The sequence below is a fragment of the Tenacibaculum piscium genome (assembly GCF_021390755.1).
GTDB classification, from domain to species: domain Bacteria; phylum Bacteroidota; class Bacteroidia; order Flavobacteriales; family Flavobacteriaceae; genus Polaribacter; species Polaribacter piscius.
The window spans coordinates 288862-306582 of record NZ_JAJGWR010000002.1; the positions used below are offsets into that span (position 1 = coordinate 288862).

The 17721-nt window shown below is 30.8% G+C and carries 15 protein-coding genes; 7 read left to right on the top strand and 8 right to left on the bottom strand.

Features of this window, described 5'->3' with window-relative positions; genetic code table 11:
• Positions 1-32: 32 nt before the first annotated feature.
• Positions 33-1889, top strand: coding sequence for a glutamine--fructose-6-phosphate transaminase (isomerizing) (gene glmS, locus L0U72_RS05400; protein WP_193700220.1), 1857 nt, complete (start codon positions 33-35; stop codon positions 1887-1889).
• 63 nt (positions 1890-1952) lie between these two features.
• Here the strand turns inward: glmS and L0U72_RS05405 are convergent, their stop codons facing one another.
• The 3 genes from L0U72_RS05405 to gdhA all read right to left on the bottom strand — a co-directional run bounded on the left by L0U72_RS05405 (position 1953) and on the right by gdhA (position 5136).
• Positions 1953-2939: an endonuclease/exonuclease/phosphatase family protein gene (locus L0U72_RS05405; protein ID WP_233898605.1), complete on the bottom strand. Its 987-nt coding sequence runs from the start codon at positions 2937-2939 to the stop codon at positions 1953-1955.
• 172 nt (positions 2940-3111) lie between these two features.
• The gene (locus tag L0U72_RS05410; RefSeq protein WP_233898606.1) at positions 3112-3648 is read right to left on the bottom strand and encodes an XAC2610-related protein; all 537 of its coding nucleotides are present in this window, start codon (positions 3646-3648) and stop codon (positions 3112-3114) included.
• A gap of 144 nt (positions 3649-3792) precedes the next feature.
• Positions 3793-5136, bottom strand: coding sequence for an NADP-specific glutamate dehydrogenase (gdhA, locus tag L0U72_RS05415; protein WP_193706407.1), 1344 nt, complete (start codon positions 5134-5136; stop codon positions 3793-3795).
• Between the two features lie 286 nt (positions 5137-5422).
• Here gdhA and pheS point away from each other — a divergent pair, with 286 nt between their 5' ends.
• The 4 genes from pheS to L0U72_RS05435 all read left to right on the top strand — a co-directional run bounded on the left by pheS (position 5423) and on the right by L0U72_RS05435 (position 9580).
• A complete protein-coding gene (gene pheS / locus L0U72_RS05420) occupies positions 5423-6442 on the top strand; it encodes a phenylalanine--tRNA ligase subunit alpha (RefSeq protein ID WP_233883017.1) in 1020 nt (339 codons plus the stop codon).
• An 82-nt stretch (positions 6443-6524) separates the two neighbouring features.
• Positions 6525-6920 carry a hypothetical protein gene (locus tag L0U72_RS05425; RefSeq protein WP_193700221.1) on the top strand — a complete coding sequence of 132 codons (396 nt, stop codon included), beginning with the start codon at positions 6525-6527 and terminating at the stop codon, positions 6918-6920.
• Positions 6921-7004: 84 nt separating this feature from the next.
• Entirely contained in the window at positions 7005-8123 is a 1119-nt protein-coding gene (locus L0U72_RS05430) for an SDR family oxidoreductase (protein WP_233898607.1), read from the top strand.
• Between the two features lie 89 nt (positions 8124-8212).
• The gene (locus L0U72_RS05435; protein WP_233883021.1) at positions 8213-9580 is read left to right on the top strand and encodes an alanine/glycine:cation symporter family protein; all 1368 of its coding nucleotides are present in this window, start codon (positions 8213-8215) and stop codon (positions 9578-9580) included.
• Between the two features lie 356 nt (positions 9581-9936).
• On the opposite strand, the gene L0U72_RS05440 is transcribed toward L0U72_RS05435, so the two are convergent.
• Positions 9937-10281, bottom strand: a complete 345-nt coding sequence (locus L0U72_RS05440) for a HopJ type III effector protein (RefSeq protein WP_233898608.1) — start codon at positions 10279-10281, stop codon at positions 9937-9939.
• A gap of 134 nt (positions 10282-10415) precedes the next feature.
• On the opposite strand from L0U72_RS05440, the gene aspS reads away from it, so the two are divergent.
• Entirely contained in the window at positions 10416-12170 is a 1755-nt protein-coding gene (aspS, locus tag L0U72_RS05445; protein WP_101954865.1) for an aspartate--tRNA ligase, read from the top strand.
• Between the two features lie 95 nt (positions 12171-12265).
• Here the strand turns inward: aspS and L0U72_RS05450 are convergent, their stop codons facing one another.
• Entirely contained in the window at positions 12266-13030 is a 765-nt protein-coding gene (locus L0U72_RS05450; protein WP_233898609.1) for a hypothetical protein, read from the bottom strand.
• Positions 13031-13139: 109 nt separating this feature from the next.
• Here L0U72_RS05450 and L0U72_RS05455 point away from each other — a divergent pair, with 109 nt between their 5' ends.
• A complete protein-coding gene (locus L0U72_RS05455) occupies positions 13140-14024 on the top strand; it encodes an SAM-dependent methyltransferase (protein ID WP_233898610.1) in 885 nt (294 codons plus the stop codon).
• Between the two features lie 21 nt (positions 14025-14045).
• Here L0U72_RS05455 and L0U72_RS05460 read toward each other — a convergent pair whose 3' ends face one another.
• The 3 genes from L0U72_RS05460 to L0U72_RS05470 are packed head-to-tail and all read right to left on the bottom strand — an operon-like array spanning position 14046 to position 17719.
• Entirely contained in the window at positions 14046-14990 is a 945-nt protein-coding gene (locus tag L0U72_RS05460) for a 2OG-Fe dioxygenase family protein (protein WP_233897511.1), read from the bottom strand.
• A gap of 1 nt (position 14991) precedes the next feature.
• Positions 14992-16896, bottom strand: a complete 1905-nt coding sequence (locus L0U72_RS05465) for an AAA family ATPase (RefSeq protein ID WP_233898611.1) — start codon at positions 16894-16896, stop codon at positions 14992-14994.
• Between the two features lie 13 nt (positions 16897-16909).
• On the bottom strand, positions 16910-17719 hold the full coding sequence (locus L0U72_RS05470) for an ABC transporter ATP-binding protein (protein ID WP_233898612.1): 810 nt from the start codon (positions 17717-17719) through the stop codon (positions 16910-16912).
• Between the last annotated feature and the right edge of the window lie 2 nt (positions 17720-17721).

Sequence of the window (17721 nt, forward strand, 5' to 3'; positions counted from 1 at the left end):
ACAAAAATTTTAAAGAAAAATAAAAAATCACTATGTGTGGAATAACAGGATATATAGGACATAGAGACGCTTACCCAATTGTTATTAATGGGTTAAAGCGCCTAGAATACAGAGGCTACGATAGTGCAGGAATTATGATGTATGATGGTGAAAACATTCACTTATCAAAAACAAAAGGAAAAGTTGCTGATTTAGAAATCATTACCAATAATGACGAAAAAAGAAAAAAAGGAACTATCGGAATCGGACACACACGTTGGGCTACTCATGGAATCCCTAACGATGTAAATTCACATCCTCATGTTTCGCAATCTGGAGATTTAGTAATTGTTCATAACGGAATTATTGAAAATTACGACACCATAAAAAAAGAACTCATAACAAGAGGATATACTTTTAAAAGTGATACTGATACTGAAGTATTAGTAAATCTTATTGAAGAAGTTAAAAAAACAGAAGGTTGTAAATTAGGAAAAGCAGTTCAATTAGCACTTACAAGTGTTATTGGTGCCTACGCTATTGCTGTTTTTGATAAAAATAAACCAAACGAACTAATTGTAGCACGTTTAGGAAGCCCAATTGCTATTGGTGTTGGGAAAAATAACGAAGAATTTTTTATAGCTTCGGATGCTTCTCCTTTTATCGAATATACCAAAAATGCTATTTATTTAGAAGATGGTGAATTAGCGATTATCAAAAAAGATAAAGGAATCAAAATTCATAAAATTGAAAATGACAAAGAAATTGATGCTACCATTCAAAAACTTCAATTAAGCTTAGAGCAAATTGAAAAAGGTGGTTATGAGCATTTCATGTTAAAAGAAATTTACGAACAACCAAAAGCAATTATCGATACGTATAGAGGACGAATGTTAGCCGATAAAGGCATTATTCGTATGGCAGGTATTGATGATAATTTATCAAAATTTACCAATGCAAGCCGAATAATTATCGTTGCTTGTGGTACTTCTTGGCATGCTGGTTTAGTTGGAGAATATCTTTTTGAAGATATGGCACGTATTCCTGTAGAAGTAGAATATGCTTCTGAATTTAGATACCGAAATCCAATTATTAACGAAAATGATGTGGTAATTGCTATTTCTCAATCAGGAGAAACTGCCGATACTTTAGCAGCTATTAAATTAGCAAAATCAAAAGGTGCTTTCGTTTTTGGAATCTGTAATGTGGTAGGTTCTTCTATTGCTAGAGAAACACACGCAGGTGCTTATACACACGCTGGTCCAGAGATTGGTGTTGCATCAACAAAAGCATTTACGACACAGATAACAGTATTATCATTAATTGCGTTAAAATTAGCACAAGCAAAGGGAACGCTATCAAAACCTGCGATAAATACCTATTTACAAACCTTACAACAAATTCCTGCGCAAATAGAAACCTTATTAAAAGCTGATGCGCAAATTAAAGAAATTGCAAAGGTTTATAAAGATGCTAAAAACTGCTTGTATTTAGGTAGAGGATATAATTTTCCTGTAGCCTTAGAAGGTGCTTTAAAGCTAAAAGAAATTTCATATATTCATGCAGAAGGCTATCCTGCTGCCGAAATGAAACACGGTCCTATTGCATTGATTGATGAAAATATGCCAATTTTTGTAATCGCTACCAACAAAGGACATTATGAAAAAGTGGTAAGCAATATTCAAGAAATAAAATCGAGAAGTGGTAAAATAATCGCCATCGTAACCGAAGGAGATACTACGGTAAAAGAAATTGCAGATCACGTGATTGAAATTCCTGATACTGAAGAAGCTTTTACACCATTATTAACTACGATTCCTTTTCAATTATTATCGTATCATATCGCGGTATTATTAGAAAAAAATGTAGATCAACCAAGAAATTTAGCGAAATCTGTAACTGTTGAATAAACAGTTTTTATTTTGATTATAAAGCAAAAAATCCCGAGAGAATATCTCGGGATTTTTTTTGCTTTATTTTTCTATTTCTATTGATTTTTCTGATGCTATTTTATTTTGGATAAACGTAAGATATACAGGAAAATGATCAGAAAAACCTCCCTGATACCAAGGACCAATATACGTTCGAAATGGACTGTTTTTAAATTTTCCTTTATAAAATCGCATCCATTTTTTATTTAAAATCCCTGCTCTTAAAAAACGGTGCTTACTTTTATGTATATCAAAAAAATCTTTAGAAAAAATAATTTGATCGAATAAATGCCATTTTTTATAGTAAGTTAATGTGCCTTTTCCTTTTTCAAATAAAGGTTTCATCGGATTATATAAATCATCGGTAACTAAAAATTCACGAACACTTCTACTTGTTGGATCATCATTAAAATCACCCATAATAATAAACTTTGGATTTGTTTCTTTTGCCTTTATTTCAGCCAATACTTTGCGTACGTGTTTTGCTGCTGCTATACGATTTTCAGTGGTTTCTTCCTCGCCATCTCTTCTTGAAGGCCAATGATTGACTAAAACGTGTATCAATTCGTTATTTAATTTACCTTTTACAACCAATACATCTCGGGTATAATCGACCTCACCTTCTTTATCTGTTAAATATAACGGGAATTTATCCGAAGAAAGAACCTCAAAAAAAGCAGGATTATAAAGTAATGCCACATCAATACCTCGTTCATCAGGAGAATCGAAATGAACATAGCGATATGCGTACTTTGAAATATTTTTATGATGCGTTAAATCTTTAATTACTTTGGCGTTTTCAACCTCCACCAAGCCAATTAACACAGGAGGAATTGCCGATTGATTGCTTCCTATTTGTTTTATAACATCCGTTATTTGTTTTATTTTCTGTTGATATTTTCTAGCATTCCATTTCCGCCTACTCGATGGTGTAAAATCATCATCGGCTGTTTTTGGATTATCAACAGTATCGAATAAATTTTCAACATTATAAAAAGCAATCGTAATTATATTTTTTCTTCTAGACATAGGCATAGCGTACAAATGAAATAAGTATTCATTGAAATATTTATGAAATTTTACCCGAAAGTACGCAATAAAAACATCTTAGAATTTCATATATATTATTGGTTGATTAATATGCAAATTTCACGGATTCACACAAGTTTTTATTTGGGCATATCTTGTTGGTAGATAAAAATTATCGTTTTACCTCAATTAATTTACTTCCTTCAATTTTAAACAATTTTCTATTATCGACATTTCCATCAGGTTGGGTAAGAATACGTTTATTAGTTTTATCTATTTTTTGAATTCTTAAATAATCCCACTCTTTTTCATGCAAGTATTTTTTAGTAGTAGGATTGTATATATAATATCTTAACCAACTACTACCACCAACACTAATAGGCAAGGAAAAATCTATAAATCCATCTAAATTGTAGTCGTAAAAACGAATTACAATTTCATCTAAAGCTGTTGGATCTTCTATATTTTGAAAACTAGTAAGATGCTTGTCTTTTTCACATATTTCTAGTAATTTTATACCGCCATAATGCCTTTCTAAATTTGAAGAATAAGATAATTTCTCATCCCATGTTATTACAAAATTAAATTGTTTAATTTTAAATGTTTCGTTGTTTTTTATTGATTTATAAATAATAGCTTCCTTTTCAAAATCAGTAAGTTGTGCATTTAACGTTGATGAAAACAATAAAAGCATTAGCAAATATTTCATAGCAGTTTTAATTATAAAAATACGTCATTATTTACCTAGCTAATGGTCGTTTTCAGAAAAAAAAACATAAAAAAACACGCTATATAAATAGCGTGTTTTTAAATATTATAAAAAAGAATATACATCTTCTATGAAAAGAAACGATTATACAACTCCTTGATCTAACATTGCATCGGCAACTTTTACGAAACCAGCAACATTTGCTCCTTTTACGTAATCTACAAAACCATCAGCTTGCGCACCATATTCAACACAAGAAGCGTGAATATCATTCATAATTGCTTTTAATTTTGCATCTACTTCTTCTCTTGTCCAGTTGTAACGTAATGAGTTTTGACTCATTTCTAATCCTGAAGTTGCAACTCCACCTGCATTCGACGCTTTTCCTGGTGCAAATAAGATTTTTGCATTTTGAAAAACTTCAATAGCTTCTGGTGTAGAAGGCATATTTGCTCCTTCTGCAACACAAATTACGCCGTTTGCTACTAATGTTTTTGCTTCTTCACCGTTTAACTCATTTTGAGTTGCACATGGTAAAGCTACATCACATGTAACGCTCCAAGGTCTTTCGCCTTTAAAGAATTTTGCATTAGGATATTTCGTTACATATTCGCTAATTCTAGCTCTACGAACATTTTTAATATCCATAACGAATGCTAATTTCTCAGCATCAATTCCATCAGCATCATAAATATATCCTGAAGAATCTGATAACGTAACTACTTTTGCGCCTAATTCAGTTGCTTTTTCAGTAGCATATTGTGCTACATTTCCTGAACCTGAAACCACAACAGTTTTACCAGCAAAAGAATCTCCTTTTACTTTTAACATGTTTTCAGCAAAATAAACATCACCGTAACCTGTTGCTTCTGGTCTAATTAAAGAACCACCCCAAGAGGCACCTTTACCAGTTAAAACACCAACAAATTCGTTACGTAATTTTTTATATTGACCGAACATAAATCCGATTTCTCTTCCTCCAACACCAATATCTCCCGCAGGAACATCGGTATTTGCTCCAATATGACGGAATAATTCCGACATAAAAGCCTGACAAAAAGCCATTACTTCTCTATCAGATTTTCCTTTTGGATTAAAATCAGAACCTCCTTTTCCTCCACCCATTGGTAAAGTAGTTAACGAGTTTTTGAATACTTGTTCGAATCCTAAGAATTTTAAAATTGATAAATTTACAGACGGATGAAAACGTAAACCACCTTTGTAAGGTCCGATAGCTGAGTTAAACTCTACTCTGTATCCTCTATTTACTTGTGTTTCTCCTTTATCATCAACCCAAGGAACTCTAAACATTAACGTTCTTTCAGGTTCCACCATTCTCTCTAACAATTTCTTTCCCTGATATTTAGGATTGTTTTCAATAAATGGAATAACAGTTTCTGCTACTTCGTGTACAGCTTGTAAAAATTCTGGTTCATTAGCATTACGTTCTTTAACGTAATCCATAAAAGCATTTATTTTAGATTCCATAATCTAGTTGTATTATTTGTTGTTGTAATTTATTTTTAAATAATTCCGCTACGCAAATATAATTAAATTACAATCTGTTAAATTTAAATAACTAAAAAATTAACTAATTTTAGTATTTATTTATCAAAAAAACAGTAAAAAGAGTGTACAGGAAATTATCACTTACAAAAAGCGATTTATACTATTAAGTTTTGTTATTTTTTTGATGCTGTATTTTATACTGATAGTTATTGCATAAATTTGATATAAAAATATTAAATTTGCATTCAAATTTTGGACAGATACAATGTTAGATAAGGTAAAAGAATTGATTGGTGATGTAAAGGCTTTTCAAGCAACTTCAAAAGAAGAAGTTGAGACTTTCAGAATAAAATATTTAGGAAGTAAAGGTTTATTGAAAGATTTATTTCTTGAGTTTAAAAATGTTGATGCAGCAATGCGTAAAGATTTTGGACAGGCATTAAACAACTTAAAAAAATCTGCAGAAGATAAAGTAACGGAATTAAATGATACTTTAGAAAGTGCTGTTGAGCATGGAAATTTTTATGGTGATTTAACGCGTCCATCAGAACCGATTAATTTAGGTTCTCGTCATCCGATATCATTGGTAAAAAATCAGATTATTGAAGTTTTTAATAGAATTGGATTTACCGTTTCTGAAGGACCAGAAATTGAAGATGATTGGCATAATTTCACGGCGCTAAACTTACCAGAATACCATCCAGCACGTGATATGCAGGATACTTTTTTTATCGACAAAAATCCTGATACTTTATTAAGAACACATACTTCATCGGTACAGGTTCGTTATATGGAAAATAATACGCCACCTATCAGAACTATTTCGCCTGGGCGTGTTTTTAGAAATGAAGATATTTCATCAAGAGCGCACTGTATTTTTCATCAAGTAGAAGGTTTGTATATTGATACAGATGTTTCTTTTGCCGATTTAAAACAAACGCTTTTATACTTTACCAAAGAGATGTTTGGAAAGTCAAAAATTAGGCTAAGACCTTCTTATTTTCCGTTTACAGAGCCAAGTGCTGAGGTAGATATTTACTGGGGATTAGAAACAGAAACCGATTATAGAATTACTAAAGGAACAGGTTGGTTAGAAATTATGGGCTGCGGAATGGTAGATCCTAATGTATTGAAAAATGCCAATATTGACCCTACAAAATATTCAGGATACGCTTTCGGAATGGGAATTGAACGTATCGCCATGTTATTATATCAAATCCCTGATATTAGAATGTTTTACGAAAATGATAAACGTTTTTTAGAGCAGTTTAAATCAGTGATATAAATACTATTAAAAATAATACAAAAGTTGAAAAGTTAAGAATCCGTTCTACTTTTCAACTTTTTACATTTAACACACATACAAAATGAGAAAAGATATAAAAATACCAGGAGTCGTGGATGTAGAAATTGCCATCACTTTAGAAAAAAATCCGCAAGATAATTTAGAGGAATGGAGCGTTTATATTATCAACAAAAAAGACGTTGATTTAGAAATGGTCGTTATTGTTTCACAAGGATTTTCTGAAACTAAAAAAACATCTTTATTCCGAAGAAAAATTGACCTTTTAAAAGCGAAATCATTTTCTAAATTTGAAATAATGCAACCAGAATTATTTGCTTTAGACAATCAATTTCAAGTTACTTTTTTCGAAAATAATATTTTACACGACAAAACATTTATCTTCCAAGAAGGAACAATTCAAAAAGGTTTTTTTAGACATATCGACCTTTTAAATAAAGAAGGTGTTGTTTGTAAATAATTATTTTCAAAAAACAATTACGCCATTTTTTCTTCCTAAAATAAATATATATCGTTCTTTAAAAACGATTAATTATATCTTGAAATGCAACAAAATCAAATAAATATTATTCTCACAGGCAGTACAGGAACATTAGGATCTCAAGTTTTATATGAACTCTTACAACAAGAAAATATCAAACATATATTTCTTCCTGTAAGAGAAAAAAATGGAAAATCGGCATTAGAAAGAATTCAAAAAATAATAAATAGTGATGCTTCACCTTCTTTTATTACTGAAAATAAAAAGTTAATCACTCAAAAAATTAAAGCTTTAGAGATGGTTTCGTTTTTTAAACCTGAAACTTTTTTATCTAAAGATGAAACCAATTTTTTTATTCATTCCGCAGGAAGTGTCAATTTAACCACCGATAAATCACAACGAGATGTTGTTTTTACTGGCGTTTATCAATTTACAAAAGAGGTATTTAATACCTTTTCTTCCTTTATTACAAAATTTACGTATATAAGTACGGCGTTTAGTATCGGTAATATTGGCGGATTAATTGATAATGATTATCACACTACAAAGAAACCGAAATACCGTAATTTTTACGAAGAAGCAAAACACACTACCGAGAAATTTTTGTTGAAAAAAGGAAAAGAAAATAATGTCGCTATCCAAATATTAAGACCGAGCGTTTTAGGAGGAAATATTTTTAAAAATTCGCCTTATTTTATTTCAAATTACATGGTTTATTATCTTTTGGGGAAATTTTTTTATAAAAGCCCTTTAGCCGATAATCCTATCAGAATTGCCACCAACTTTAAAACAGGATTGAATATTATTCCTGTCGATTATGTAGCAAAAATAATAGCTAATGTCTATCGAAAAGAAATAGTTCAACTTAATATTGTGCATTCTAAAAGCACCAATATTGTTACAGGAATAGAACGAATTTTAAAAACAGTAGATTTCAATAATTTCACTTTTTTAAATACCTCAACAACAGAAGTATCCGTAGAAAATAAAAATAGATTAGAGCAAGTTTATTATAAAACTATTGGATTGCACTTAAATAAATATCTGATTTCTGAACCTTACGAATACGATACAAGCTTGTTAGCATCAATCTTACCGATACCAAAATATAATACCGAAGATTATTTAGAAAATACGATTAGCTATGCTAAATCAAAAAATTTTAAAGGAGAAGATTGGTAAGTTTTTAAACCTATTTTAAATTATTAAAAAAGCTCTAAAAAGCTATTTTAAATAATTCATATTATTCATTTCACTAAAAAACAATCGTTATGTTTACAGAAATTCAACATATAGTCGCCACATTTTCAGCATGGATTTGGGGAATCCCCTTATTAATATTGTTAATCGGTGGCGGATTATGCTTATTTATATATTCAGGCTTAGTTCCGTTTAAATATATGGGACACGCCATTGCCATTTTAAGAGGAAAGTACGACAAGCAGAATTCTCCTGGCGATTTATCACATTACGAAGCCCTATCATCGGCTATTGCGGCAACCGTTGGAATGGGAAATATCAGTGGAGTAGCCATTGCAATTTCCATGGGAGGACCAGGCGCCATTTTTTGGATGTGGATTAGTGCTTTTGTAGGAATGGCAACCAAGTTTTTCACCTGTAGTTTGGCAATCATGTACCGAGGAAAAGACGAAGAAGGAAACACAAAAGGCGGACCGATGTACGTAATTACAGAAGGTTTAGGAAAAAAATGGAAGCCTTTAGCTATCTTTTTTGCAACCGCAGGTTTAGCAGGAACATTGCCCGCTTTTCAAGCAAATCAATTAACACAAACCATTATTGATGTTTTTGATGTAAACGAATCGAATGAATTTGTGGCAAAATTATTAATAGGAATTGTCATTGCATTTATTGTATCTAGTGTAATTTTTGGAGGAATTAAACGTATCGGAAAAGTAGCGGGAAAATTAGTTCCTATTATGGTGGTGGTTTATTTAGTTACTGTTTTATCCATTCTACTTTTAAAAATCGAAGAGATTCCGAATATTTTTTCATTAATACTTTCAGATGCTTTTTCAGGAGAATCTGTTTTAGGAGGTGCTTTAGGAGCGTTGATAATAACAGGAGTAAAACGAGCAGCATTTTCTAACGAAGCAGGTTTAGGAACGGCACCAATGATGCACGGAACCGCCAAAACAGACGAACCAATTAGAGAAGGATTAGTAGCCATGTTAGGACCTGCGATTGACACTTTATTAGTTTGTACGTTAACAGCCTTGGCAATTTTATCATCAGGAATATGGAAAGGGTTTGATGGTAACGGTATTTCAATGACATTAGTCGCCTTTGATTCGGTATTACCATATCATTTAGGAAGCATCATTTTAACCATTTGCGTCTTAATTTTCGCCTTCTCGACCCTATTTACTTATTCATTTTACGGTTATAGCTGTTTAAGTTATTTAACCAATTCAAAAACGGGTAAATATTACAATCATTTTTACATTTTTGTCATAGTAGTTGCCTCGGTTATAAAGTTAGATTTTGTAATTAATTTAATGGATAGCGCTTATGCTTTAATGGCGATACCAACGGTAATTTCAACGCTTTTATTAGCGCCAAAAGTTAAAAAAGCAGCTAGTATTTATTTTGATAAATTAAAATCAGGTGCTTTTGATTAAGTGTATTTTCTTGATTATTTTTTAAAATTTCACCCAAAAATACCAATCATAATTTATATATGATTGGTGTTTTTTTTGAAGCTATTTCCCGCTTTCCGCACTCGCTTTTTTTTGAAGAAAAATCAAAAAAAGAGCTCAAACAATTGCTTCAATCGGGGCTAGGAATTTGTGCTATTTTTGATTATTTGTATTTTATAATTAAGAGATTGTTTAAATTTCATCTAAAAAAATATCAGAAGAAACAAGAAATCGCATCGGTCAACCTGAATTTATTTCAGGTTCGCATCCTGATTTGCCTTAATTCTCCTGTTGATGCGATGCTGAAATAAATTCAGCATGACGTTTATCTTTAAAATTTAAACAAGCTCTAAAGTTTCAGTCTCAAAAACCAATCCTTCAAAACTTGTATTCATAAAATTTCTAATATTCTGATGATCCGTTGCTGTTGGGTTTTCTAAAACATCATTAAAATAATACGCACCAAAACAAGCCAAGGTTTCTTCTTTGCTTAATTGCTGTTTTATCGCAAAAGAAAACACTTTACACGAACCTAAATTTTGAGTACTCGCATTTTCTAAATCTCCATTTTTAAATGCTGATGGTGTAAAATTGTAGTTTTCTTCAATAACGTTCATCGTATCTGAAAATTGAATGTTTTTAGGCGTATTTTTTAACGTATTTTTAAATTCTTGTAATGTCATAAGTATCGATTTTAATTATCATATTGATAAAAAAGAACTACAAAAAAACAGTATCTGAGCTTAAAAAACTAAATAATAGTAATTTTTTACATACTAACAATTATCGTTAGATTTGCATATCTAAAATTCTAGAAATGTACAGAACGCATACTTGTGGCGAATTAACAGCCTCGCATATTAATACTGAAGTAACCCTTTCTGGTTGGGTACAAAAATCACGTGATAAAGGTTTTATGATTTGGGTCGATTTACGAGATCGTTACGGAATTACGCAATTAATTTTTGACGAAGAACGTACTTCTAAAGATTTAATCGAACAGGCAAAAACCTTAGGACGTGAATTTGTAATTCAAGTTACAGGTACTGTTATTGAAAGAGAATCTAAAAATAAAAACATCGCTACTGGTGAAATTGAAGTGTTGGTTACTAAATTAGAAATTTTAAACCAAGCAAAAACGCCACCTTTTACTATTGAAGATAAAACAGATGGTGGTGAAGATATCAGAATGAAATATCGTTATTTAGATATTCGTCGTAATCCTGTAAAAGATAGTTTGATTTTCAGATCAAAAGTATCTATGGAAGTTCGTAAATATTTATCTGACCAAGAATTTATAGAAGTTGAAACGCCTTATTTAATCAAGTCAACTCCTGAAGGAGCGCGTGATTTCTTAGTGCCTTCAAGAATGAACGCAGGGCAATTTTATGCCTTACCACAATCGCCTCAAACCTTCAAACAACTATTAATGGTTGGTGGAATGGATAAATACTTTCAAATTGTAAAGTGTTTTAGAGATGAAGATTTACGTGCCGACCGTCAGCCAGAATTTACACAAATTGACTGTGAAATGGCTTTTGTTGAGCAAGAAGATATTTTAAATATTTTTGAAGGATTAACACGTCATTTATTAAAGGAAATCAACAATGTTGAAGTTGATAAATTTCCAAGAATGTTGTACGATGACGCAATGCGTTTATACGGAAATGATAAACCTGATATCCGTTTTGGGATGGAATTTGGCGAATTAAACGAAGTAACACAACATAAAGATTTTGGCGTTTTTAATAGTGCTGAATTAGTGGTTGGTTTCGCTGTTCCTGGAGGAAATAAATTCACAAGAAAAGAAATAGACAATATCATTAAATGGGTAAAACGTCCTCAAGTTGGCGCTTTAGGAATGATTTATGCTCGTGTAAACGAAGATGGAACATTCAAATCTTCTGTCGATAAATTCTATGATCAAGAAGATTTAGCGAAATGGGCAGAAATTACAGGTGCAAAAGCTGGTGATTTAGTGTGTGTTTTATCTGGAGATACAAATAAAGTAAGAGCTCAATTATCGGCTTTAAGAATGGAATTAGCAGAACGCTTAGGTTTAAGAGACCCTAAAGTATTTGCTCCGTTATGGGTTATTGATTTCCCATTATTAGAATTAGACGAAGAAACTGGGCATTATCATGCAATGCACCACCCGTTTACATCGCCAAAACCAGGACAATTAGAGTTATTAGATACAGATCCTGGAGCAGTTAAAGCAAATGCTTATGATTTAGTGTTAAACGGAAATGAAATCGGTGGAGGTTCTATCAGAATTCATGACAAGGAAACACAAGCTATCATGTTTAAACATTTAGGATTTACTGAAGAAGAAGCAAAAGAGCAGTTTGGTTTCTTAATGGATGCTTTTGAATATGGCGCACCACCACACGGAGGTTTGGCTTTCGGATTAGATAGATTGGTTGCTATTTTAGGCGGACAAGAAACGATTCGTGATTTTATCGCTTTCCCTAAAAATAACTCAGGGCGCGATGTAATGATTGATGCTCCTGCTGCTTTAAATGATGCACAATTATCAGAATTAAGCATTAAATTAGATTTGAAAGAATAAGATTTAATACTCTTTTTTAAATATATTAAAAATCCCGTACTAATTTTAGTACGGGATTTTTTGTTGGATTTTAGATACTCTTCTTTTTTAAAGAACTATTTTAAAACAACCGCCTTTTCGATAAGGACATCAAAAACATAGCCTGCTCCGAAATCTTTATTCAAAATAACAGTTCCTTTTAGCGTAATAATATCGCCAATTTTTACGATTTCATTGCTGGTAACGGTAATATCATATTGCCCGTTCCCTGTTGTTCCGTCTTGTAAATGGATGAAATTAACGCCCATAATCCCATTATTTACCTTTACAGCTTTCCCTTTAATAATAACCTCTTTATTCTGATACGCTTTTGGATTTTCAAAAAGTTGTGCAATTCGTATTCCATTAGTTGCTTTTTCTATATTAATTTTTGATTTTCCTGTAGTAGCATTTTTCTTAATCGTTTTATTCTTGATATTATTATTGATTTTCTTTTTTTCATCTCGAATACCTTGTGCAAAAATAACACGATCAAAAGTTCGCTTTAAGGTTTTACTTTCAAAATTTCTCATTTCCATTCCACCATCATAATAATAAGTAGCGCCTATTTTTACTTGTTTTCCAGGAACGGCAATCCAATATTGTTTTCCTTCTTCTTTCTCTTTTTCTGAAACTTTCAAGTAAACATAACCTCCAGCATCTATTTTTTCAAGTACAACCACTTGATGTGTATTTGAAGACATTACTTTTTCTTCTGTATTTTTTTCTACAACAACTTTTTCTGTTATAGATTTTGGCGTTATAGCTGTTGTATTTTCTGAGTTTTTACACCCTATTAAAACACTTGTTATTACTAAAAAAATTACGGTAAAATACTTCATTATTGTTGTTTTATTTTAAAGATAAAATTACAGTTTTTCGCTAAAATTAAGCTGATTTTACTAAGAGATTTTTCATTACTTTTATCTTACAGAAAAACCTACAAAATAAATGAACGACAAATTACACCATCAAATTATAGATAATTACGATACTTTAAAATATGCCTTATTAAAAGCACAAACTTTTGATGAATCTCATTTTGGTTTCCCTGAAATTTATTATAAAATAATGGAAACCGATGCGCAAAGAGTCAACGCATTTAAAAAAGCTTTTGAGCTAAATAACAATTTTAAAGATGCCGTAGTTTGTGAAATTGGCGTTGGTACTTTACCGCTAACAAAATTATATATGCCACACGTTAAAAAGGCGTATTTAATTGAAAACAATCCTGATTTAATTCCTTTTATCAACAAAGAAATTGAAAAATATGATTGGAAAGACAAAGTAGAAGTTATTTATGCCAATGCACTTACCGTCAATTTACCCGAAAAAGTTGACCATGTTATTGGTGAATTAATGAGTATTTATTGTGCTAATGAATTTCAAGTACAAATTTTTCAACATATGCGTCAGTTTTTAAAATCGGATGGTAAATTATTCCCGAATAGAATTGTGAATTTCGCAAGGTTATGCGAGGCTGAAATAGATGATAATATACAACATTATCCTGTAATGTTTACAAGACATCAACCGATGTTTTTATCACAACAATTTTTAGCAAATGAAATTGAATTATTAAAAGAAAAAAAAGAAGGTGTAAATTTAAGTTTTTCAGTTCCTGCTTTATTTTCAGGTACAATTAATGCCTTATATTTAGAATCGTATGTAGAAGTTACACCTGGTGCTAATTTTACAGGTACAGATAGTTTAATGCCTCCTACTGTTTTAAAAACCACCAATACTTTAGATGTTAAAGCAGGTGATTTAATACATATCGATTTTAGTTTTAAATACGGCGATTCTCTTGATAAAATTAGCTGTATACTTTCTTAATTTTTCAGTAAAAAATATTTATTAAGATACGATTTCAATATCAAAACCAATAATATCTCTAACGCCTTTTTCAGCTAAATTTATGGGCTGAATAGGCGTTACATAATGCCATAAATCAGTTCCAAATTCTTTTTCTTCACCAGTATCTGCTTGAAATGCAAATTCTCCAGCTTCTAAAATCGTATTAAAAATCAGTTGTTTTTTTTCTGAAATAGCTTCAAAAATTTGAGTTTCTCCGCCTAAAATATTCGTTCTATTGATAACCAAAGCAGACACAATATATTTTGCTCCATCTTCATGAACACCTTCTGGAGAGTTTTCTCCTTTTATCTGAACATCAGAAATTGTGCGCATAAAATGACTCGTAACTTTTATCTTTTGAGTAGTTGGATGAATTTCACTTATAAAAAGAAATACTTGTTTTAAAAGGCTTTTAAATAATTCATTTTCTACGGATGCTTTTGATGCTTGTTTAAAAATACGTTTCCAAACTCTAAAATCGGATACATCTTGTTTAAATGATTTTGCTTCAATACGTTTTACTTCTAAATTATCACTTTGTTTCTCTAATGATTTCTTTGATGATTTTTCTACGGATTTCTCAACTGTAAAAGAAGAAATATTTCGTTGTCTTGTAATTTTAGAAAGGATTAAAAATTCTTTCTTTTGATTTTTTGATAACTTATCAATCCAAGGATTTAAAACACTTTTTGATAACTTCCCTTCAAAATAATCTTGATGTATTTTTTCTAAAGAAATTCTATCTTCTATAAAAATTGACTTTAAAAATGCAATTTGATTATTTTTAACCAAATACACATCATCCATTAAATCAGTATCAAAAAAAGGTTTAAAAGATGCTATAAAATCGGCTTTATTGATGGCTAAATCAGTTAACGAACCAATACGAATTGGCGCTTTTATAGTTCGTTTTAATCTTGCAGATATATCTTTTTCTGTAATCATTTTATACTGTTTCTTCAGCTTCTTGAAACATCAAATATTTTTCCACTGTTTTATTTACTGGCGGTATATCTTGTTCAACAATGGTGATTAATAATTCTTTTGTTATGGGAGCAATTGCAATAATTCTGTTAGCTTGATATTCAATTATTTTTTCAAAAAGATTTCTTGCTACACGAGCATTTCCAAAGTTTTTATCCTTTTTTTCGTAGAGTTTTTCAAAAATAAATAAGAGTTTTTCTTTGGCATCAGCAGCTAAAACAAAATCGTTCTTTTTGCAAAAAAGCTCAAAAATAGCAACCAATTCTGTCGGTTTATAATGATCAAAAGTAAAATACCTATTAAAACGCGATTGTAACCCTGGGTTTGAATTGATAAAACTTTTCATTTCATCAGGATATCCAGCTACAATAACCACCAATTCTTTTCTGTGGTCTTCCATTTTTTTCAGCAATACTTCAATTGCTTCATTTCCAAAATCTTTTTTAGCATCTTTTGCCAACGCATATGCTTCATCAATAAATAAAACACCATTTAACGAAGCGGTTACAATTTCTTCAACTTTTAAAGCCGTTTGCCCAACATAACCCGCAACCATTCCACTTCTGTCGGTTTCTATTAAATGCCCTTTTTCTAAATAGCCTAAATGTTTGTATATTTTAGAAATTAAACGTGCTACCGTAGTTTTTCCTGTTCCTGGAGGTCCCATAAATACAGAATGCAACGAATTATTTACACTCTTTAATCCTTCGGATTCTCGTAATTTTTGAACTTTTAAAAAATTCGATAATTCAGCAATTGCGCCTTTAATATTATCTAAACCTACCAATTGATTCAATTCCTCTAAAACTTCTTCTAAAGTCTCATTTTCATCAACCTCAACCTCTTTTACTCCTTGTAATTTTTCCTTCGGATGCTGTAATTTATTGTTTATCTTTTTAAGAATTTCTTGTTCTTCTTCAGATACTGTTCCATCTGCTTTTACAATTAAAGAAGCAATTCGATATAAAAAAGCAGTTGAATTTGAAAAATGTGGATTCTTTAATCGCTTTAAAATTAACGGTAACAAAAACTCATTTTTATAGGTATCTCCTAAATCAAAAAGAGTGGCTTCTTTTATAATTTCGATATTTTTATCAAAACTATCCGAAGCAACAAATTCATTTATTCGGGCGATACTTAAACTACTGATAATATCCTTTCCTTGTAATTTTTCAAACAAAAAAGCCAATAAAAACTTAATCCTTAGCGTTGCGACCTTATTTTCTTCACTTGTTAAATTACAAACCTTATTAAATACTTTAATAATATCTTGTAAAATAATGTGTTCGGCGGTAAATTTTACGGCATCATCGGTTTTAGTTACAATATCATTAATTACTGTTGAAAACCGTTTATTATTATTTAAATCGTCTGCTAAATTTTGAATTTTATCACCTTCATTTTTTAAAATTTCTAAAAAAGAAGCATCAATATCAAAATTAGTAGCACTACTTTTTTTTTGATTCACAAAGCGTTTAAATTTATCAGTAAAAGAAGCTAAATTTTTCTTTTCTTCATTTACTGATAAACCTAAATCACTCACCAAATTTCTTATTGATGATAAATGCTCTTCATCAAAAGAAAGAAATTCGTCATTTTTTAAAGAACTAATTCCTAATAAATACCTGTTGATTTTGGTGTGAATATATTTTGAAGTAATTACAAAATCGAAATCATTGCTATCTTTCTTTGACGAATAAAGCAATAATAAATCTTCATCTTTAATTTTCAGTTTTGAAAAATCCGCAGAAATAGAAATTATTTTTAAAGGATTTACTAATTTCCCTTTAAAGAAATAAGGCGTATCTTTTGAAGATAACTTCTTAAAAAAAAGGTCGATTATTTTATACGATTTTGTATTATTCATAGACTATTGATTATTAATTTTCTGAATCTATTGCCATCATTGCATCTTCTACTTGATGTACTAAATGATCAAAATGAGGCAATCTTTTAGTTTCTCTATTTCGTTGAAAAGGCAAATCGACATTAATATGTTTTACAAAATTTGATGGTGCGTGTTTCATGATATAAATATCATCGGCTAAATACACGGCTTCCTGAATATCATGTGTTACAAACAAAATAGTTGGGCTAAATTTTTCCCAAATATTGATTAATAAATCTTGCATTTGCAACCTCGTTTTAACATCTAAAGCTCCAAAAGGCTCATCCATCAATAAAATTTCTGGATTCGACATTAAACTACGTGCAATTGCGATTCGTTGTAATTGCCCTCCTGATAAATTAGGATATTGCGCATACTTTTTTTCGTGTCCGTCTAAACCTACTAATTGAATCATTTCCATAGCACGCTCATCACGTTCTTTTTTAGAAATCCCTTCAAATTTTAATGCCAAACCAACATTATCTAAAACAGTCATCCAAGGTAAAGAAGAGTATTGCTGAAAAACCATACTCACCCTATTTTGTTTGCTAACAGGTTGCCCTTTTACCAAAACACTTCCTGATGTTGGTTGTTGTAAACCTGCGATATATCTTAATAAAGTAGATTTTCCACAGCCCGACATTCCTAAGATAACGGCAAATTGCCCTTGCATTGGTTTGTCTTCAATTAGCAAATCTAAATTTTGAATAATTTTAGTTTGTCCGTTATTATACGACTGCTCAATATTACGTAATTCGATAAGATTAGCTGCCTGTGCGTTATCTGTAAATAGTAAGCTCATTG